At 57.6% G+C, this 20,521-nt stretch carries 17 protein-coding genes; 11 read left to right on the top strand and 6 right to left on the bottom strand.

Translation table 11 applies throughout. The annotated features are described in order from the left end of the window. The first annotated feature begins 73 nt into the window (after positions 1-73). From GJ698_RS06640 to GJ698_RS06630, 3 genes are read left to right on the top strand one after another with little or no spacing between them, the layout of a single operon-like run. A complete protein-coding gene (locus GJ698_RS06640; protein ID WP_154356830.1) occupies positions 74-1,339 on the top strand; it encodes a lipoprotein-releasing ABC transporter permease subunit in 1,266 nt (421 codons plus the stop codon). Then, positions 1,332-2,027, top strand: a complete 696-nt coding sequence (gene lolD / locus GJ698_RS06635) for a lipoprotein-releasing ABC transporter ATP-binding protein LolD (protein ID WP_154356829.1) — start codon at positions 1,332-1,334, stop codon at positions 2,025-2,027. The genes GJ698_RS06640 and lolD overlap by 8 nt, the downstream gene beginning before the upstream one ends. 4 nt (positions 2,028-2,031) lie before the next feature. Next, positions 2,032-2,817, top strand: a complete 786-nt coding sequence (locus GJ698_RS06630) for a TatD family hydrolase (protein ID WP_154356828.1) — start codon at positions 2,032-2,034, stop codon at positions 2,815-2,817. Positions 2,818-2,843: 26 nt separating this feature from the next. Here the strand turns inward: GJ698_RS06630 and GJ698_RS06625 are convergent, their stop codons facing one another. Beyond that, positions 2,844-4,070, bottom strand: coding sequence for an MFS transporter (locus GJ698_RS06625; protein ID WP_154356827.1), 1,227 nt, complete (start codon positions 4,068-4,070; stop codon positions 2,844-2,846). 121 nt (positions 4,071-4,191) lie between these two features. On the opposite strand from GJ698_RS06625, the gene GJ698_RS06620 reads away from it, so the two are divergent. Together GJ698_RS06620 and GJ698_RS06615 are read left to right on the top strand one after the other, a co-directional pair. Further along, positions 4,192-5,088 carry a LysR family transcriptional regulator gene (locus GJ698_RS06620; protein ID WP_154356826.1) on the top strand — a complete coding sequence of 299 codons (897 nt, stop codon included), beginning with the start codon at positions 4,192-4,194 and terminating at the stop codon, positions 5,086-5,088. 122 nt (positions 5,089-5,210) lie between these two features. Continuing rightward, complete coding sequence (locus GJ698_RS06615; protein ID WP_154356825.1) at positions 5,211-6,032, top strand: ComEC/Rec2 family competence protein; 822 nt, start codon at positions 5,211-5,213, stop codon at positions 6,030-6,032. 732 nt (positions 6,033-6,764) lie between these two features. Here GJ698_RS06615 and GJ698_RS06610 read toward each other — a convergent pair. Continuing rightward, on the bottom strand, positions 6,765-8,309 hold the full coding sequence (locus GJ698_RS06610; protein WP_166454816.1) for a recombinase family protein: 1,545 nt from the start codon (positions 8,307-8,309) through the stop codon (positions 6,765-6,767). 253 nt (positions 8,310-8,562) lie between these two features. On the opposite strand from GJ698_RS06610, the gene GJ698_RS06605 reads away from it, so the two are divergent. The 6 genes from GJ698_RS06605 (at position 8,563) to GJ698_RS06580 (ending at position 15,410) form a co-directional block, all read left to right on the top strand. Continuing rightward, positions 8,563-10,119 (top strand): recombinase family protein, encoded by a 1,557-nt coding sequence (locus GJ698_RS06605; protein WP_154356823.1) that lies wholly within the window; start codon positions 8,563-8,565, stop codon positions 10,117-10,119. A gap of 136 nt (positions 10,120-10,255) precedes the next feature. Then, complete coding sequence (locus tag GJ698_RS06600; RefSeq protein ID WP_154356822.1) at positions 10,256-11,248, top strand: hypothetical protein; 993 nt, start codon at positions 10,256-10,258, stop codon at positions 11,246-11,248. 152 nt (positions 11,249-11,400) lie between these two features. Further along, positions 11,401-11,838, top strand: coding sequence for a TIGR02594 family protein (locus tag GJ698_RS06595; RefSeq protein WP_154356821.1), 438 nt, complete (start codon positions 11,401-11,403; stop codon positions 11,836-11,838). Positions 11,839-11,937: 99 nt separating this feature from the next. Continuing rightward, a complete protein-coding gene (locus GJ698_RS06590; RefSeq protein WP_154356820.1) occupies positions 11,938-12,783 on the top strand; it encodes a hypothetical protein in 846 nt (281 codons plus the stop codon). A 14-nt stretch (positions 12,784-12,797) separates the two neighbouring features. Continuing rightward, positions 12,798-13,196, top strand: coding sequence for an RlpA-like double-psi beta-barrel domain-containing protein (locus GJ698_RS06585; RefSeq protein WP_154356819.1), 399 nt, complete (start codon positions 12,798-12,800; stop codon positions 13,194-13,196). A gap of 39 nt (positions 13,197-13,235) precedes the next feature. Further along, positions 13,236-15,410 (top strand): nuclease-related domain-containing protein, encoded by a 2,175-nt coding sequence (locus GJ698_RS06580; protein WP_154356818.1) that lies wholly within the window; start codon positions 13,236-13,238, stop codon positions 15,408-15,410. A gap of 124 nt (positions 15,411-15,534) precedes the next feature. Here the strand turns inward: GJ698_RS06580 and qatD are convergent, their stop codons facing one another. The 4 genes from qatD to GJ698_RS06560 are packed head-to-tail and all read right to left on the bottom strand — an operon-like array spanning position 15,535 to position 20,259. After that, positions 15,535-16,275 (bottom strand): Qat anti-phage system TatD family nuclease QatD, encoded by a 741-nt coding sequence (gene qatD, locus GJ698_RS06575; protein WP_229259862.1) that lies wholly within the window; start codon positions 16,273-16,275, stop codon positions 15,535-15,537. Then, positions 16,272-17,534, bottom strand: a complete 1,263-nt coding sequence (gene qatC / locus GJ698_RS06570) for a Qat anti-phage system QueC-like protein QatC (RefSeq protein WP_154356817.1) — start codon at positions 17,532-17,534, stop codon at positions 16,272-16,274. Before qatC ends, qatD begins: the two co-directional genes overlap by 4 nt. Further along, complete coding sequence (gene qatB / locus GJ698_RS06565; RefSeq protein WP_154356816.1) at positions 17,531-18,388, bottom strand: Qat anti-phage system associated protein QatB; 858 nt, start codon at positions 18,386-18,388, stop codon at positions 17,531-17,533. The genes qatC and qatB overlap by 4 nt, the downstream gene beginning before the upstream one ends. Beyond that, positions 18,388-20,259: a KAP family P-loop NTPase fold protein gene (locus GJ698_RS06560; RefSeq protein ID WP_208023782.1), complete on the bottom strand. Its 1,872-nt coding sequence runs from the start codon at positions 20,257-20,259 to the stop codon at positions 18,388-18,390. The genes qatB and GJ698_RS06560 overlap by 1 nt, the downstream gene beginning before the upstream one ends. Between the last annotated feature and the right edge of the window lie 262 nt (positions 20,260-20,521).

The following is a 20,521-nucleotide window of genomic DNA, read 5'->3' as shown; positions in this document are numbered from 1 at the left end:
CGGTGTTTCACCCATGAAAGTGCGTTTGTATGGCAAACTTCGGGCTAATTCAGTTTGATCCCTCCCGGAGCCCATGAGTATTATGAAGAATCTGCCGTTCGAGTGGCTGGTCGGTCTGCGCTACACGCGGGCGGGCAAGCGCAGCGGACGCAATAGTTTTATCTCGTTTATCTCGCTCATCTCCATGGCCGGCATCGGCCTCGGCGTCGCCGCGCTGATCGTGGTGCTGTCGGTGATGAACGGTTTCCAGAAAGAGGTGACGGACCGCATGCTGTCGGTGCTGGCGCACGTGGAAATCTTCGACGGCCGCGGATCGATGCCGAACTGGCAGGAAGAAGCCGCCGCCGCGCGCAAGAATCCGGAAGTGGTCGGCACCGCGCCGTTCGCCGAAACCCAGGGCATGCTGGTGCGCGACGACGTGCTGCGTCCGGCCATCATCCGCGGCGTGCTGCCGGAAGAAGAACCGAAAGTCTCGGACGTCGCCAAACAGACCAAACGCGGCAGCTTCAATGCGCTGCAACCGGGCGCCTACAACATCGTGCTGGGCATCGAGCTGGCGCGCGCGCTGCGCGTCAACCTGGGCGAGAAGGTGACGCTGGCGCTGGCCCAGGGCCAGCCGACGCCGGCCGGCGTGCTGCCGCGTCTGCGCTCGTTCACCGTGGTCGGCATCTTCGAGGCGGGCCACAACGAATTCGATTCGGCGCTGGCCTTCGTCCACCTGACCGACGCTGAAAAACTGCTGCGCATCGACGCGCCGGCCGGCCTGCGCCTGCGCCTGCAGGACATGCACCGCGCGCCGCAGGTGGCGCAGGACCTGAAGGCCTCGATGCCGGGCGACCTGTTCGTGCGCGACTGGTCCAAGCTGAACGCCAACTGGTTCGCCGCCGTGCAGACCGAGAAGCGCATGATGTTCATCATTCTGACCCTGATCATCGCGGTGGCCGCCTTCAACCTGGTGTCGACGCTGGTGATGACGGTGACCGACAAGCAGGCCGATATTGCCATCCTGCGCACGCTGGGCGCCTCGCCGCCGTCGATCATGAAGATCTTCATGATCCAGGGCGCGCTGGTCGGCATCCTCGGCACCGCCATCGGCGTCGGCCTGGGCGTGCTGGTGGCGCTGAACATCGACGTGATCGTACCGTTTATCGAACATTTATTGGGAGTGCAGTTCTTGTCCAAGGATATTTACTACATCAGCACCGTGCCGTCGGACCTGCGCTGGCCGGATGTATTCAAGATTGGCGGCGTCGCCGTGGTGCTGGCGTTTGTCGCGACGCTGTACCCGAGCTGGTGGGCCGCCCGCGTCAAACCTGCGGAGGCACTGCGCTATGAGTAACCAAGAACCTGTCGTCCTGTCCTGCCGCAACCTGGGCAAGACCTTCACCCAGGGTTCGTATTCGGTGCAGGTGCTGGCCGGGATCGACATCGACATCCGCCGCGGCGAGCGCGTGGCCATCGTCGGCGCCTCCGGCTCCGGCAAGTCCACCTTGCTGCACCTGCTGGGCGGCCTCGATACGCCGACCAAGGGCAGCGTGACCTTGCAGGGCAAGGACTTCGCCAGCCTGAGCGAAACCGCGCGCGGCGATCTGCGCAACAAATCGCTGGGCTTCGTCTACCAGTTCCACCACCTGCTGCCGGAATTCAGCGCGCTGGACAACGTCGCCATGCCGCTGATGATACGCCGCGTCAAGCGCGACGAAGCGACTTCGGCCGCACAGCAGATCCTGCAGCGCGTCAACCTGGGCAAGCGCGTGTCGCACGTGCCGGGCGAGCTGTCGGGCGGCGAACGCCAGCGCGTGGCGCTGGCGCGCGCCCTGGTCACGCAGCCGGCCTGCGTGCTGGCCGACGAACCGACCGGCAACCTGGATCACGCCACCGCGCAGCAGATCTTCGATTTGATGCTGGAACTGTCGCGCACCCTGGGCACCGCCTTTGTCATCGTCACCCACGATATCGAACTGGCGCGCCGCTGCGACCGCGTGCTGCGCATGACCGAACAGGGATTGCAGGCGGACGAAGGCTGACATCATGTGGATCGACACCCACTGCCACCTGGACGCCCACGAATTCGGCAACGAATCCGTGGCGCAGGCCGCGCTGGCCGGGGCGCAGGGTGTCGGCATGATTGTGATTCCGGCGGTGGAGAGGGCCAACTTCTCCATCGTCAGCCAGCTGGCGGCCAGCATCGACAACGGCTGCTACGCGCTGGGCATCCATCCGATCTACGTGCCGAACGCCAGCGAAGACGACCTGCGCGTGCTGCGCGAGCAGGTTGCCGCCGCCATGGCCGACCCGCGCTTCGTGGCGCTGGGCGAGATCGGCCTGGATTTTTTCATTCCCATGCTGACCGAGCCGGCCATGCGCGAGAAGCAGGTGTTCTTTTTCCGCGAACAGCTGAAGATCGCCCGCGAATTCGGCCTGCCGGTGCTGATGCACGTGCGCCGCTCGCAGGACGTGATCCTCAAGCACGTGCGGCAGATTCCGCCGGCCGGCGGCATCGCCCACGCCTTCAACGGCAGCGACCAGCAGGCCAAAACCTATATCGACCTCGGCTTCAAGCTGGGCTTCGGCGGCGCCATGACCTTCACGCGGGCGCTGCAAATACGCCGCATGGCGGCCGAGCTGCCGCTCGATGCCATCGTGCTGGAAACCGACGCGCCGGACATTTCGCCGGCCTGGATCCATCCCGGCCGCAACAGCCCGGACCAGATTCCCCGCATCGGCGCCGTGTTGGCCGAACTGCGCGGCATCACGCTGGAGCAGGTGGCGGCCGCCACCACGGCCAACGCCAGGGCAGCCTTGCCCCGGCTGTAGCGCCGGCCTTGCCGGGCCGGACGCTGTCAGGCCTTGCGGCGCGTGCCGAGCACGGTCAGACCGAAAATCACCAGGCCGGTCAGGGTCAGCGCGAAGCCGGCCCAGGCCGGCGACAGCAGGCCGAAGCCGGCGTCGATGGTGACGCCGCCGGCCCAGGCGCCGATGGCGTTACCCAGGTTACACGCGGCCAGGGTCATCGCGCCCATCAGCGACGGTGCTTCCGGCGCCAGCGTGGTGAGCCGCACTTGCATGGTCGGGATCGAGGCCATCAGGCCGCCGCCCAGGATAAACAGGGCAGGGAACAGTACCCACGGCTGTTGCCCGGCCACGCCCAGCGCCGCCAGCACGGCCAGCGACACGCCAAAACCCAGCACGATGCCGCGCATCGGGTACAGGTCGGCCAGGCGACCACCCACCATATTGCCCACCGTCATACCGGCGCCGAAGATCGCCAGCGCCACCGGAATGACGGCCGGCGCCAACTGTGCGGCGTCGGTCACGATCGGGCCGACGAAGGTGTAGATCGCGAACAGGCTGGCGATGCCGGTGGTGGCGACCGCCATCACCGCCCACAGTTGCCCCTTGCGCAGCGCCGATAATTCCTGGGCGATGGGCGCGCCGTTCAGCGCTTCGGTGCGCGGCAGCCATTGGCGGATCGCCAGCAGCGCCAGTCCGGACAGCGCGGCCACAGCCAGGTAGGTTTCACGCCATCCCAGGTGCTGGCCGAGGAAGGTCGCCAGCGGCGAGCCGACGATGGTCGCGATCGTCAGGCCGGCCAGCACGATGGCGAACGCCCGGCCCGACTGTCCCGGCCCCATGATGTAGGAGGCGACCATCGCGCCGGCGCCGAAGTAGGCGCCTTGCGGCAGGCCGCTGATGAAGCGGGCGGCCATCAGCAGCGGCAGGCTGGTCGCAACCGCCGACAGCAGGTTGCCGGCGACGAACAGCGCCATCAGCGCCAGCAGCAGCGTGCGACGGTTCAGCCGCGCGGCGGCCAGCGTGACGGCCGGCGCGCCGATCACCACGCCCAGGGCATAGGCGGTCACGGCATTGGTCGCCTGGGGAATCTCGATGCCGAAGCTGGCGGAAAACAGCTGGATAATCCCCATGCTGGCGAATTCGGAGGTGCCGATGCAGAAACTGCCGAGCGCCAGCGCGAACAGTGCCAGCGAGCCGGCGCGGCTGGATGTGACAGGGACGGGCTTGGGTATATTGACGGCGGCGTCGCCGCTCAGCAGGGTTTGGGTAGTCATGGCGTGCTTTCGAAATAGTGGGGAACGCGGGTGCGAACGGATGAGATCACTATGCGCCAGCGCCACATATTCGAGAAATTTATTTGTTTGATGCTAGATATTCATATGGCATTATGACTGCATGCGATACGACCTCAATCTCCTGCCGATTTTCATTGCGCTGATGGAAGAGCGCAGCGTGACGCGCGCCGCGACCCGGCTCGGCATCACCCAGCCGGCGCTGTCGAACGCGCTGAACCGGCTGCGCGACACCCTGCGCGATCCGCTCTTCATACGCGAACGCTACGGCATCAAACCGACCCAGTTCGCCGAGGAGATCGCGCCGCTGATCGCCGAGACGCTGTCCCGGCTGGACGAGGTGCTGCTGGGGCGGCAGCACTTCGATCCGGCCACCACCACCCGCCAGTTCAACGTGGCGCCGAACAGCTATGTCGAGATCGTTCTGATGCCGCGCGTGTTCGCCAAGCTGCGCGCGCGGGCGCCTGGGGTCAAGGTGTCGCTGATGCCGTTTGGCACCGACCTGGCGGAAACCGGCGTGATCTCGGGCACCACCGACATGGTGATCGGGCGCATGGTCGATCCGCCGGACAACCTGATCGTCCAGCATCTGATGGACGACGGCCTGGCCTGCGTGGTGCGGGCCGACCATCCCGATATCGCTGACAGCATCTCCAAAGAGCAGTACGAGCGGATGCGGCATGTGAATGTGCTGCCGCCGGGCCGCATGCGCGTCGGGCTGTTCCAGACGCTGAAGCAGCGCGGATTGGAGCGCGAGCTTGCCATTTCAGTCACGCACTTTCTGGCGGTGCCGGAGATTATCGCGACCACCGACTACTGTGCGACCTTGCCGCGACTGGTTTGCGACCAGATCGCCAAGGATACGCGCTTGAAGATCCTGCCGGCGCCGGTCGATCTGGGCACTTTTCCGGTGGACATGGCCTGGCACGTCCGCTATCGCCACGACCCGGCGCACCAGTGGTTCCGGCAATTGTTGGTCGAAACCGCCGCCGAGTTGTAGATTGCAGGCATCGCAGCCGGCGTTCCGCCACTAGCGCTGAACTGATCTGCATCAAACAACGGCGGCGCGCTGGCGTGCCGCCGTGGTGGTTTGCGTAGTATCGCCGGAAGGGAGGCGATGCTATGCGGATGGCGATAATCGGCTTTGCCGCAGGCGCGGCCTGCTTGCAGATGCAGGCGGCGCTGCCCATGGCCTCGGCGATCGCCATCGGCGCCGCCGTGCTGCCGGCCTGGCTGGTGTTGATCAGGCGGATGCCGATGGCCTGGCGTGCGTGGGCGGCGCTGCTGACCGGCCTGGCCGCCGGCTTTCTGTGGGCCGCATGGCTGGCGCATCGCGCGCTGGCGCCGCAGTTGGCGGTGGCCGATGAGGGCCGCGACTTCACCGTGATCGGCACCATCGACAATCTGCCTTACCGTTTCTCCCAGGGCGTGCGCTTCAACTTCGCGGTCGAACGGGTGCTTGGCGCGCCGGGCGCGGTGCCGCCGCGCATCGCGGTGTCGTGGTATTCCGCTTCGCGCGGCGAGCCGGCCCGCTTGGCCGAAGTCGGCGACGTGCAGCCCGGCGAGCGCTGGCGGCTCACCGTGCGCTTGCAACGGCCGCACGGCAACGCCAATCCCTACGGTTTCGATTATGAAGCGTGGCTGCTGGAGCAGGGCCTGCGCGCAACCGGCTATGTGCGCGTCGCACGCGACAATCAGCGGCTGGACAGTTTTGTCTTCAGCGCCGGCAACCTGGTTGAACATGGCCGCGCGGTGCTGCGCGCGCGCATATTGGCGGCGCTGCCCGGCAAGCCGTATGCGGGCGTGATCGTGGCACTGGTGGTGGGCGACCAGCGCGGCATCGACCATGGTGGCTTACAAATAAGTTCTTCCCTGGCTCCGCTATATAACCCATTGATTCCAAAAGAGTTCACATTTCCTCGCTCAAATGTGAACGACAAATAGTTCTTCCCTGGCTCAACCACGTCGTTTTGGTTTACGACATTAAAGTTCTTCCCTGGGATTTGGCCGTGGAAGAGCGACTGAATGGCATGGTCAGAATACAGCTTATAGTTTGTAAATACAGAATACAGCTTAAAAGCTGTATTGGCGACAGTGACGCGGGCACTATCTTGTGTGCATTCGCCTTCACCGAATTCTTAGCCGGCAGAATTGGTGCCGGACAAGCGATTGCGAACTAGGTAATGACTTATGCGCCGCTGGCCTACAATCCTGGGGCGGGCACTTGCAGTGAAGGCCTTCTTAGGCCTCTCCAATCGACGGCAGACGCCCCGGGGCTGTCTATCTTGGGCATGCGGTGCTGTGTATCAAACGGCCGAATCGCCGCACTGCCTATCCTAAACACGGTAGACTGTATTCAGCCAAGAGGGGCAGTCCTCCAGTAAAGGAACGACGTGAAAAAAAGAGACTTGCTGAAAGCCTTAGCGAAGTACGATGACGACCAAATCATTCTCGTAGAGGCGGCTGATGGCGGCTTTGATGTGCCAGTGATATACGTCTCAGGTGTTCGTGGGCGTAAGGGACAGGAGTTCGTGCACGGAAAAAGTTCCGAATATTTGTCCGACCTTCATGAAGTTAGCTTGGGGGCGGTTGTGTTGGGAACGGCAGCGGGCCTCGTTAAGCTAAGCTGAGACAGCATTCGGTCGAAGCGGACGTTGCCTAGAACGAGCATCCCAATCAGGAGTCATGTTCGCTAGGGTTAGCGAAAATGGGGGCTAAACTGTCATAACAGGCGTGGGCAACGCGCTCCATACTTTGCTCTGATAAGAACATTGCGTCATGTCTAAATTGCTCTTGCGCTAGCAATACATAATGTTCTATCCGGATGTTACTGCGATCCATTAGGCCGCACAGTACGAAGTCAGCCGGCATAGCCAAGCGTAAAGGTACCCTCCAGCGTGACCTGCCGGCACCGTCCGAGCGACAGGCCGCAACCGCTATTTTCACGTGCACAGCACCGTTAAGTAAGAGAACGTTATTCCACTCGGTTGCGCTTGCATTACCGCCTGCAATTGTCGCGTAGCGTCGAACAGCTGCAAACAGGTCGGCAACTAATAATCTGCTATTACGATAATTCAAGGTGCCAGTCACCGTGCGCAGAGCCGGCAGGCCGGCCGCAGCGTAGGCGCGCAAATATCCGCCGAATAACGCTTTGATGACGCTTCCGCCAGGTAAGGTGGGATCGCGACGGCAAAGTGCTATGCTGATCGTACCGTGGCGCTCATAAATTGCACGCAATTGCTTCAGGATGGCCTCGCGCTGAAAACCTCCAGCGCGTTGTTCTCTAATACTTTGTGCTATCTCGAATATGGGGCGTTCAACAATTGGAGGCAATGCATCGTTACAGCATATCCATAGGGCGGCTTGGTTCCTTGTGACAGAACTGCCCATGCGACGTGTGGTCTGGTTGTAGACTAGATCACCGCAATAACGCCTGTTCACCAGAATGCGGCGCACTGCAGTAGCGCTCCAAGGTTTTCCTGAATCTCTCGATGAATCGTTTTTGCGCAGCAGGGTAGCAATTCTGCGGTCACTTAGGCCTTGTTCAACATACAGGTGAAATATTTGGCGAATAATTGCCACCTCGTTTGCAGGTCCATGAACTAACGCCACGCGGTCAGTCGCCGTGGATTTACGCTCTCCCGGCATCAGAGGCGTGCGTCTTGACCCATCTGCGGCCACCGACACTCGGCGCAAGCCGTAACCAGGCTTACCTCCCTGTTTATAGCCCATGCTAGAAAATCGAGACTGGGCCGCTAGCACCTTAACTCCTAGCTCGCGACTATATTCCGCTGCCATAATCCGTTTGATACCCTTTAGAAGCGCGCTCATTGGCGATCCGTCCGCGATAAACGACTCCGCGCAATACTGCACAGCCACTCCACTTCGACGACATAAGTGTTCATAAAATGCGCTTTCGTCGACGTCTTGAAAGCGCCCCCAGCGGCTCACGTCGAAAACCACGACCACTGAAAATCCACAGCTTGTGCTGGTAACCTCCGACAGCAGCGACAGCAACCCAGGGCGATTTTCGACCTTCAGTCCACTATGTCCAGCGTCAACAAAAGTCCGAATGATTGACAAGCCCTTCACTTCCGCGTAGCGCATGATCGCATCCAACTGGTGCTGGACTGAATGGTCCTGTGTCGCTCTCGACATGCGAACGTAGGCCGCAGCTTTCAACTTGAGCAGAACATCAGGTGCCGATTCGGCTGTATCCATCACACCTCCTATTTGCATCTTTGATATATCGCAATTCGCCTCTCCTGCTAAGGAGTATTGTGTGGTGATGGAATTACGAACCTATCGATTTTGTCTTGCTGCTCGAGAGCTTTCGGCCACTCATGGACGTTTCTTTGCCGCAGTCTTTCTCTTTGAAAACGGCATTGGAATTGAGGTCGCGTTGTCTGTGCTCGCGTACAAACGGGGTGCGGCGAGATGGAGCCCATGATATGTTGTAGATATCTCCACCAGCATGTCATCGTGCCATATGGCGACGCAGAGCGGAAAACGGTTGAGTGCGGCCCCTCAAAGCAGGCGAGTAGCGCTTTACATGCGAATGTCCACCGACGGTCAGGCCGAGTCCATAGCGAACCAGCGGTTGGCTTTATTGGCCTATGCTCGGCGCCACAGGATGTCCATCATCAAGGAGTACATCGACCCAGGAAAAAGTGGCGTGTCAGCGAAGCGGCGCAAGGGCTTGCTTGGATTGATTCATGACGTGACATCCGGCGAGGGCGTTGATTTTGAAGCTGTCTTGGTTTATGACGTCACACGGTGGGGGCGGTTTCAAGACCCTGACGAGAGCGCTCACTATGAGTTCATTTGTAGGCACGCTGGTGTCAAGATCATCTACGTAGCGGAGCAGTTCGGCAACGATGATTCTCTGGCTGACCTGATCTTGAAGACCTTAAGCAGGGCACGTGCGGCCGAAGATAGTCGCGTGCTATCGGAGAAGGTATTCGCCGGACAATCTCGCTTGGTTCGGCGAGGCTTCAAGCAAGGCGGCCCAGCGGGATATGGTTTGCGTCGAGCGTCCATCGAGCCGAGCGGAAAGTTGCGACGTGAATTGAAGGCCGGAGAGAGGAAATGCGCTCTCACCGACCATGTCGTTTTTGTACCTGGTCCGAACCATGAAGTCGCCGTCATCCGGCGTATCTTTGACTGGTACGTGTACGGTGATAAGGGCGATACTGAAATCGCTCGTGCGCTCAATGAGGCGGGCATTCCATCCGAATGGGGACGGCCCTGGACAGCTCCCATCATTGCGAACATCCTGACCCATGAGAAGTACATTGGCACGGTCGTGTACAACCGAACGACGCAAAAAATGCAGGCGGCGCCGACTCGCAATCCGCGAGGGAAGTGGATAGTCAAGCGGGGGGCTTTCGCTCCGCTGGTTGATGCGGAGACCTTCCGTCGTGCGCAGGAGCTGCGAGCCCAACGAGCTATCCGATTCTCTAGGGACGAGCTGCTAGACTTTTTGCGCATGTTATATCGAGAGCACGGCAAGGTATCTACCAAGCTCATCCAGGAGGACGGTAGAGTTCCGGCCATTAATCTCTTCATAAATCGATTTGGGACGCTAACTCAGGCCCTTGAGCTTGCTGGCGTTCCGGCCACTCCCCGTGCGACCAAACTCCTTCAGACCTTCCGTAAGATCGAGAAAGTGCGGCGTGAGAAGTTCCTCGAGGTCTGCGAATGTGTTGCCTGTGCAGGGGGCTCCTTCGCACCAGCTGCACACAAAAATACCTTCATATTGAACGGGCACATTCTTGTGCGACTTCAGGTCAGTCGCGCGCGCCGGCTGCATGAGAGCAAACCGTTTCGATGGTACTTCCCGCTCCGATGGCCGGAAGAGACTCAGTTCGTTATAGCTATCCAACTACAGCCTGACCATTCGGACGTACGTTCCCTGCATCTGATCCCGACTGCTGATTTTTCGTATCCCATGCTAATCATGCGCGAGGAGCGCCCGGATGAATACAGCCGCTATCGCTGGGCTACTCTGCCAGAGATGTTTGGGCTTTGAAGTAATCCACTATCAGATGTCTCCCTTTTGCAAAACTATCAATTCGCAATGAATTGATATTGTTGAAAGTTATTTGATTTGCAATCAAAATTGCATGTGATGTAGTCCTATTCCTACAACTATTGGAGGATTCACCATGCGCCTAGTAAGTGGCTGTTCGGTCCTTTTATTGTTCTTACTGACGGGGTGCGCTGCTCAGATTTACTACCCAGATGTTCGGACGTTTGCAAGTGGTGACCTTGATAGTCAGCTGAACACTGCCAAAGCTATGCTCGACGAATACAGCAAGACAAAGAAAAGTTTGGCAGGCTCGGGTAATGCTAATGCTCAGACAAACATTGGGCTAGGAGTGATATCTGTATCGGCTGCGGCCTTCGGAGCCCCAGTTGATGTACTGAAAACCCTAACCATCGGCACGGGTGCCCACACCGTTGGAAACTCCACTTTCAACGCAGACGGGCAAATGGGTGTCTACCGCGCAGGTGAGATAGCGCTAATGTGTGTCGTGGATAAGGCGACCAAGCTTAAAAGCGCACAGAGCGCAACTTTTAACGTCTCATTATCGGAAAATTTCAGCGTTCAATCGACTCCGAACGCTCTGGTAACTTCTCTGCAGTCCGGTGCAAAAACTCAATGTCAGTTGCTGAAAGATGGGACCGATAAGGCAGAGAAAGAAGGAACAGCATCTAGCGAAAACATCGCGAAGGCGCGGGCCCGCATCGGTAGATGTGAGGTACACATGGAGCAATTCAGGGCGTCAATGAACTCGCTTGCTGTGAAGGCGGCCGAGGCCGCGAACGTCAGACCCGAACAAGTCTTGAGTGACACGCTTCGTTCTATCGATCACTCCGTTTTTGAGAAGTTGCGCAGTACGTTAGCTGTTAAGGATGCAGCGACAGTAGCCTCGGAACTGAAAACCCAGATCGATGCACTTAAGGCCAAAGAAGAAACGGGCAAAGCTGGAGCAGCAGCTCAAGACGCAAACAATCTCGAATTCATGGGGGTTAGTTCGATGAAGCGGCTTACTGCGCTTGACAGTGCTGATATCCAAAAGCTCACCCAGGCAATCGAAGACAAACTGACCTTTGAAGCTGAGCTCCAGAAGTGTGCGTCATCCGCTGGGCTGTGATTTGGGTTATCTATGGGGATAACGCGATTGGTGGGCGGCGCTACCCCACATGTTGCTAACGTCAAGAACGGCGCCTGCATCTAACTGGCGGCTAGGGTTCGCCAAGGCATTTGGCTTTAAGCAGTTCGCAGTTTTTAAAACATGGAGGCAATATGGGAACCAATGTACATCCTTGGATAGCTGTAGCCGAAAAAGAAATCGGGGTAAGGGAGTTCCCAGGGGATGCCGATAATCCCAGGATCGTCGCTTACCACAGCGCTACGAGTTATGGATCAACTGATGACGAGACGCCGTGGTGCTCTGCTTTCATAAACTGGTGTCTTAAAGAAGTCGGTATCGAAGGCACGCGTAATGCCGCAGCAAGATCGTGGCTGCACTGGGGGAAATCCATTTCTACCCCCGAGTTGGGAGCGATAACGGTACTTTGGCGCGGGAGCCCAGGCGGATGGCAAGGCCACGTTGGGTTGTACATGGGCGAGCATGATAGCAACCCCAATTACATAATGCTTCTCGGAGGGAATCAAGGCGATTCCGTTTGTTTAGCTGCCTATGAAAAAAAACGGGTGCTTGGGTTCCGCGTTCCAACTTGAATGGTGAATCCCCTCGGGCGAGCACTGGAACTTAGGGGGGCTTCGCTCACCGGAGCATGTAATAAAAGCTGTTAGGGAATCTTATACGAGGTGACATTTATGTTTAAACAACTTCGGACTTCTGAGCAGGAAGTCGATACTGGCACCGTTAAATGGATGATCGGCGCGATTGCCTTCGCTCTTCCGACTATTCTGATAGTGGCTTGGGGCATAGGTGCCTTGCACAAATTTCCAACGTCCATCTCGGAGTGCTACGTGCTGAGCGAGCAGGAGTGGACGCGAGACATTTTCGTGGGATTAATGTTCGCTCTTGCTGCATTACTCTTGGCCTACAACGGCGGGGACGACACCGACTTGTTATTGTCCAAGCTTGCTTGCCTCGGAGCCGTAGTGTTGGCTACAAACCGATGTGAATGTGATGGACAGTACCTCGATAACATTCCACGGTCCGCAATTCCTCATGCACACGCAATCGGTACCGCGCTTGTGGTGGGGGTACTGCTGTACTTTTGCGTGGTTTTTTACCGACGCGCAAAGGAAAAGCTTCAAGTGGCCAAAGACGCCGGTCAGGCAGCGCAAGCCACATACATCAAACGTCGGATGGGCATGTACGTGGCGGCCGGAGCCTTGCAAGCCCTGGCGGCCATCCCCTATCTCATGCACTCGTTTGCTGATGAGGCTGATAAGCCAACGGACATCGGTGTTTTCGTGGCAGAAGCGATGACGCTATATGCGTTCGCGATTTGCTGGTACACGTCTGCTAGGACAAATCGTTGGTTGGAGCACGCGTCGAAACGTAAAGCGGTCTTTAGGCCTAAGCCAGCTCAGGCAGTGGCTGTTGGGACTGAGAATGCACAGAACCAACCGACGTCTGATGCCGGTCAACCAGTGCTTGCGGCACCTGTAATAACCGGTGCTGCCCCAGCCGTTGATCTATCCAGTTAGGACGAAAGGTTCCCATGCCCACCGTGAAAGCATCATCGTTCGCTGACCCTGGCGATATCGCAGCCTACAAAAAGGCTATAGCGGAAGGGAAGTCCGAAGCGGAGGCGCTCAAGCTCGGAGATAACGGCATTGGCTATTGGGGCGATGACACCACGAGTGAAACGACTCCGATGTGCGCCTTGCCGCGGGAGGTCTGGGGAGAGAAGTGGGGCACCAAAGGTGCCGCCCGCGGCAAGAAGGTCTCCGTTACCTATGCAGGAAAGACCGTCGTTGGTGAGCTGCGGGACACCATGCCGCATCTCGCCAACATCAAGAACGGCGCCGGCATCGACTTAAACCCCGGCTTTGCCAAGGCGTTTGGTCTGAAGCAGCCCTTCATGATTGATGGTGTTCAGTGGGTGTGGAGTGAATAGCCTGTGGACCTAGGCTTATGAATTTGAAAGGTGGGGGGCATGAAGAAACCGCGGGAGGAATCCCAAATTCTTGAAGAGCTTACCTCGCTAGCTACATCGCCTGGATATGCTCATGCTGTCGCACACATCTGTAATCGCGACAACGTCATTCTCATTAAGGGGAAGCTAAAACCATCGGACATGAACTGGTTGTTCAATGGCGAGAGGCTAATTCGAACGGAGATAATGACGATATTAGGCGTGATGGCGAAGAAGCCATTGGACCTGTCGCCGCAGGAGCCGAAAGTAGTGGAGCGCTACGTCAAGCAGACTGATTCTCTTATGCGAGAGCTGCACGATGCGATGTCTTATCCAATGTTCGCCTCCCTGTTCAACGCAATGAAGGCCGGTATAGAGCCACAAACCCCTTGGCACGGACCAGGGATGCGGGAGCCTATTTTCTATGGCACCGAGTCAGCCTATGCCTTCCAGTACAGGGACTTTGTGCCTGAGAAGTTCGGACAGGATGACGCGTGGCTGCTCAAGTCAAAAGGTTTCACCTCAAGCCAAGCGCGAATCATCGCAAAGACGATGTGCTCCTTGATCGACGAAAAGGGGACGCGCCTTCTATCCGATGCGCGCGAGACCAATACCCCTCCCGAAACTTGGCTGCCAGCATTTGAATTTTCGGTGGATGAGGTGGCGTTTCGTAGTCGTGTATCGAAAGACGTAGTCGAAGCCTTCTTCCGCGCTTTTGCTTTTGTAGGGGACAATCCCGGATTTAGGGAGGTGGGGGACTTCAACGAGGTCGCTGCTCGGCCGCTACTGCCCACCGACCGCGGAACTGTACTCCTGTTTTCGCACTACGCCATATGTGAGGCTCTGTACGAGTCTCCCTTCTTTTGGATGTGGGACGACAAGTCCTATCGCCAAACGGCTTCTACACACCGCGGCATTTTCACGGAGCAGTTCGCTGCGCGCCGGCTGGCCAGGGTATTCGGCGCTGGGCACGTTCATGTGAATGTGAACCTACATCGTGGCAAAGACATTGTGGGTGAGGCCGATGTTTTGGTTATCTATGGAGACCGGCTCATCATCGTGCAGGCGAAGGCGAAAAAGCTAACTATCGCCGCGCGCAAAGGGAACGATAACCAACTGAAGGCTGACTTTGCAGCGGCTATCCAAGACTCGTATGACCAAGGTTGGACTTGTGCGAACGAGATGCTTGCCGGTGGCTGTCGGCTCGTGGATGACAAAGATAAAGAGGTCCAGCTTCCAGCCAGCATCAAGGAAGTATTTTTGTTCAGCCTTGTATCGGAGCACTATCCGGCGCTGGCTTTTCAGGCAAGCCAGTCGCTGAAGTCCCAGACCACCGATGTTATTCGAGCTCCATTCGTGATGGATGTGTTCCTTCTCGACACCCTGACGGAGATGCTTGCGACGCCACTGAGACTTCTCGGTTATGTGAAGTTGCGCGTGGCAGTCTCGGATAAGTTGATGAGCGGGCACGAGTTGACGGTTCTCGGTTATCACCTGAAAAAGAACCTCTGGCTGGATGATAAGTACGACACGGTCATACTCGAAGATTCTGTCGCTCAGGACTTGGACGCAGCGATGCTAGTCCGCAGAGAGAACCTGCCTGGCGATGCTACGCCAGAAGGAATCCTCACACGGATGCGCGGAACTCGCTATGAGTCTCTCATCGAAGAGATTGAAGCTAGGGCTGATCCTGCAACTCTCGAACTCGGTTTTCATTTACTGTCAATGAGTGAGGATTCATGCAAGAACGTCCATCGCATACTTGAGACCATTACGCGACAAACGAAGCTCGATGGCAAGCGACACGATGTTACGCTTGCGTCGAGCGCACCTCCCGGAGGAGTTAGCTTCCACTGCAATCCAACGCCATCGTCCGAAGCGATTGCCGTGCTGGAGGCCCATTGTACTAAACGCAAATACAAAGAACGGGCGGCACAATGGTTTGGAGTTTCTGTGAGCCCAAGCGGACAGGTTCAGTTCGGCGTGACGCTGGACTTCCCTTGGGAGGCTTCTAAAGAAATGGAAATGCTCACAGCTGACATGAAGCCTGGAGCGAAAGTACGCGATGTTCTTCCCGTGCATGCGCAAGCAGTCAAGCACATGAAGCTTGGTCGGAATGATCCTTGTAGCTGCGGTAGTGGGCTAAAGTATAAGCGATGCTGTCTAAGCGAGCCCCGTGCATTTGGTCGCTCATGATCCTAAAGGATAAGATGCGGTAGCGCTGCGTGCCTACTGAGCACGTCGTCATGGAGATTAACGTTGAGCTTCACAGCCCCTAGTCTTGCGGGGCGTTCCAAGCGCCTTCCGTCATTAGCTTTCGCTAGGGATGTCCTATTAGCGTTAGTAGAGCCTCGCTGTTATTCGTGAGCTGCGTCTTTGCTTCGTCGACCGAGATGCCCCATAGCGCGCTTAGGTGCCTGGCCGTGTCGTCCGCGCTCCACGGCATCACCATCTTGCCCTCGACGGTTGCAAACGGACCATCGCTCTCCGGCACCACGCGGTTTCGAGGCATCTTGGCTGCGAGAGACCTTCCGTTAGCGGTCTCGAACATCGCCGGCCCAACACTAAACCAACATCCCTGTGCTTCGGCAGCTTTAAGCTCGGTCGGGGTTCCTGAGAACCAGTGCATGACGGCCGTGCCGAAGCCAGGGTATTTCTGCAGCAGTGCCAGCACATCCTTCACGGCGCGGCGCGAATGAATGCTGAGAACACGGCCGCCTGACTCGGCGCACCGTCGAACGACGGCTTCAAATATTTTGCACTGAACCTCGTAGTGCTTCTTGAATCGAGGTGACCCATCCAATCCCACTTCACCGACAGCTAGTGCAGTTGGGATTTGACTGAGCAGCAGTTCCAGCTCTGTGGCCCGTTCGTGGGCAATTTCAGGATGTAGACCTGGTGTAATGAGTACCTTTGGCGAACTGCCCAACACTCGCGAGGTGGCGTCAAACGCTTTGGGACTGGTCGTGACCAGCCAAGTGAATTCGTTGCGATGGAGGGCCTCTGCATAGACTTCTCTGGCCTTGGGATAGAGGTCGAGATGACAGTGGAAGTCCATCATAAAATGCCGTCCGCTTGCAGCAGTGCCTCGAGCTCAGTCATGCCGGATTGAAGTACGCGTCTGTAGCTGGCCCTTTCAGTGGCCGGCGCAAACGCTAAGGTCGCGCCCAAGAATCGGTCGATACCTTGTTCACGCACGGTCAGGACGGCCAATGCGGCCGCCATCGGGTCATCTGGACCGCTGGCCTTATTTGAGCCTGCGAGTGATGAATGCACATAGTTGGTGGTATCACGACCGGGGCCCCATGCGAGGAATGCGCTCTTCCGGATCATGCAAGGTACGCAACGTCCGCAATGCACTCGGTTGTAGGTGCGGAATCGACCGCAGCTGGTGGAATCCGCTGCCAAGGTGCTGAGCAATGCCTGGTCTTGACACTCGCGTAGCATTTCGCCTTTCGTCTTAAAGCGATAGGGTAGTTCGAGCCGTACGGAGACGCCCAATCGGTCCAGCAGTTCTTGTAGCATTGCGATGAACTGTGGATGCGTAGTTCGGGTACTCAAGCTCGCAACACGGCCTGGTACAAGTGGTGGATTTATGCAGATGAGGCCGTTCTCGGGGATGACGACTTCAACGGGGTTGCCAGCAATTCTGGAGGCTGCAAGGATCGCAAAGCCATAAAAGGCCAGGGACCGGCCGCGAGTTGATGGTTCACGAGGTCCGGTGAAGCTTATGCCGTGGCTCCACTGCATGTGAGTTGACCCGCCACCAAGTGTTGAGGCGTAACGCCGCTGCCGCTCGGAGTCTTCGTGGGCTAGTTGCGAAACCAGAAGCGGCCGACGTCCTTGGCTAACCAAGTCAATGCCACCTATGAGGCTATCCAAGCCACCAGAAAGCAGTGAGATGCAATCCCGATCAAGAGGTTGCCCACGCCCGTTTGGCGGGGCCACTCCGCCCTCGACGAAATGGAGCGTCCAATAGTCACCGGTCAGGACTTTGAGCATCGCTTCAGCGTGGGCCTTCAGCGGACTCCAGAGCAAGGGTTCTTGGAGTCCAACGGTCAGCTCTATCGTGCGGGTCCAGCCGTCTGAACTTGTGCGACGTAGACCTGCGAGGTCTGCAGCGCAGACTGACAAGCAAAATTGAACAAAGTCCCAAGCCGGGGTGGATGGTGCGAAGCCCTTACGCTTGAGAGAGCCTCGCCATCCCTTTGCAATGGTTCCCACTCCTTGGCGCTTGGCACTCTTGAACAGAGTGAACGCGCGCTCGCCTGGTGCCAAGTCAGCTGGCAATTTTTCAACGGATGTACATATAAATTTCATGAGGCGAATACCTCCAGCGTTGACTGTAAAACTTCATAAGCGAGCTGCTTGGGGTCACGGCTCGCAGGACCGCGGCGCTCCATGACAACTCGAACCTCCGATTGCACGTATTCCCGAATATCTTTTCGATAGAGCTGAATCTGCTCCGGACTGTACTTCAGGCGTTCATATGTCTGCCCCAGCTGGAGGTCCATCCGGTTGCAGACATCACTGGCAATCGTAATGGCCATCACGTCATGAATTTGAGTGTCGGTCAACGAGAAGATGTCGATCCCCGGGTTGAGTTCGTAAAGTTGACCAAGCGCTTCTGCGGCTGCGTTCCGCAAAGACTCGTCATCTGTGCTTCCTGCGTCAGGGAGAACCTCTTTGACCAATTCAAGGATGAGGTCATCGGCTGAAAGGTTAGCTTGGCGTGCGCGATCAACCCAATCTGCGACCCTTGCGTCAGATCGATCCCTTGCTGACGCGAGGAACTCGCCCAGAGCGCCGGCGCCTTTTGCTGTGCCACGCATAGTGGACGCGGCGCGTTTGGCCCCCCCCATGCCTTTGTTGACCATGCTCTTCGTTGCAGAGCGCAGCGATTCGCGGCCACCTCCAGCCAGATAGGCTGACATCTGGCTGCGCGCGTTAGCAAAGCGGCGGTTTGGCGCATACGCGGCATCGTCTTGGCCGGCGCCGCCTTGGGAGGCATCACTACCACTGTCGTTACCATCGCCATCGCCATCGCCGTCTGTATCTCCCGGTGGCGCGTCGTCACCCGGATCGCCGTTACCGGGCGATGTGTCGGGTGCCAACCACTCGGGATCGAATGGGGAACCGCCTTTACCACCGGAACTTGAAGTCGAGGTACCCATCACTTGTTTCCTTTCTGGGCGCGCTCAATCGCAGCCTTTGCGGTCCCACCGATGGACGCCGACTGCCCCCACTTCTCAACGATAGGCTTGGCCCATGTCTGCGCATAGAGCTGAGGAATAATTCCGGGGCCCACTTCGTTTACACGGGCTTCGCTTAATAGCGATGCCGCTTTCGGCCCGAGCTGATGGAATACTTTGCAGGTCTCGACAAGCAAAACTACGTCTGCTCCAGCTCGCCAAGTGCGTTTTGCAGCTTTGAGCTGCCAAGCACGAACCATTGCCATCTCGGCCTGAATTGGACCTGCGGCTTGAATGGCTTGGGTTAGCTGGACGTTGGAACTGGTAGCGGCAACGAGTGCATCACGCAGAGCACGCCCCTCAGGACTCATGTTGTCTGCGCCGAAGTCCCTCGTCGCGGTATCTCTGCTGAGGTGGAGCAGAGGGCGCAAGTCGGTCTCGCCGAGGGCTGGCTGCAGTTGAAGCCACTCTCGTGCGAATGCATCCTCGCCGAATGGTTTGGGCAGCGGGGCCACTGGATCGGCTGCGGTCGCTTCCGCTTCACGCAATGCGTCAATGCGGCCATCGGATGCGGACGTGACCATAGCACTAAGGGCATTTGCGAGGTCTTCATTGCAGCGCTCTACCAAGTGCCATTTGGCCAACGATGGTATGTCGAGCTCGATTCCTTGCGGTGTCGCGAGCGCCGCCCGAAGATAGACCGTGTTTAGGAATCGCTTCATTAGCCGCGGGTTGCCATTGACAGCGCTGGATTGAGTTAGTAATGGTGCTAGCCCTTCGGCCAACTTCATCAACTCGACCATCCGGGTGTTGTCGCCACCAACCAAGCCCTGTAAGAATTCGGTTGTTACGGCATCTCCCCGCCAACTTGACTGCAATCGCTCCGGAATCGCCTTGCGTGCGGCATCGAATGCCTCTTGACTGAAGTGGCCTTCTGCATGCGCTCGCTCCATAAGGAGAAGTGCAAGATAGGCTTTGGTTTCATTGGTCCCCAGACGGGGCACGTGCAAGGGAACTTGGATAAGCTTGTCAAAGTAGTTGGTCGCTACCTCGCTCGTTATGTTCGTACCTTCGAAATGTACGCGCACGGCGCCGCGGATAAACTCGTTGTCTGCCGCAATGACGAAGGCGCTTCGCTTGAGAAACAGAAGAAGACGAATTGATTCGAGGGTCGATATTGCGGTCTTGGGTAGGCAGCGATCCAGATCGTCAACGAAAACCACCAGCGTGACTTTTAGCTCTTCCAAGAGCTCCTCTAACGCACTGCGAAACGCCTGTATTTCATTTGGGAGCGATAAGGGTTCGGCAGGCTTGATGAGATCATTATCCTTACCTTTATCTCCCTTGTCACTATCCTTCTCGTCTGCTTCATCTTCGGTATCATCACCACCCAGCCCCAGGAAGCCGCCGACCTTGGAGATGGCCTTCCCGATGGCTCCTACGGGTACACCGGTGTATAGGGTAATCGCGGCCTCTCCGCCAAGTTGCGCGAGGCGAAGGAGGTTGATCCGCTTGAGAAGGCGCTTGGCCTTCGCTGCCAGTTTTTCATTGGAGGCTGCTAGCTTAAGCACCTCGTCGCCCACGATCTGGAGCAGCGCGCTTCGAGCCCCCTCGAAGTCTTGGTAAAGCCAAGGATTGAAGGTGACAACAACGTATGTATTTTGACCAGGGATCGCTGACTGAATAAGGCGACTTTCGATCATGCGAACCAGGGAGGTTTTGCCTGCGCCCCATCCCCCAGAGATGCCCACTGAAATTGGAGCGCCGCTGGCCTGCTTCAGAAGTTGTGTGCAAGCGTCGGCTACTACCCCGAAATTTAAATAATCAGTTGTTGTTTCATTATCTGACCACACTTGCTGCTCTCCCTGGATTGGACCTGCACACTTAGGTTATTTTGTGTTTTCTGCTTCGTTATCGAGGGAATCTTGCTGTGTCTCTGCCGGACACCGAGCCGGAATAGTCGCTAACAGTTTCAAGAAAACAATTTCTGCATGATACCATTAGTTGTTGTAAATGTTGCATTTATGGGCGATTGGTAGTCGACGCCAGAATCAAGTCACTAACTCCTTGACAAGCGTCCTCACACTTCAGTAGTATAAAAAAACGGTTCAGCCG

The sequence above is a fragment of the Duganella aquatilis genome, assembly GCF_009674565.1.
In the GTDB taxonomy this organism is placed as follows: Bacteria; Pseudomonadota; Gammaproteobacteria; order Burkholderiales; family Burkholderiaceae_D; genus Rugamonas; species Rugamonas aquatilis.
Note: the sequence above shows the minus strand (reverse complement) of the source record. Positions and strands in the feature narration are given on the sequence as shown.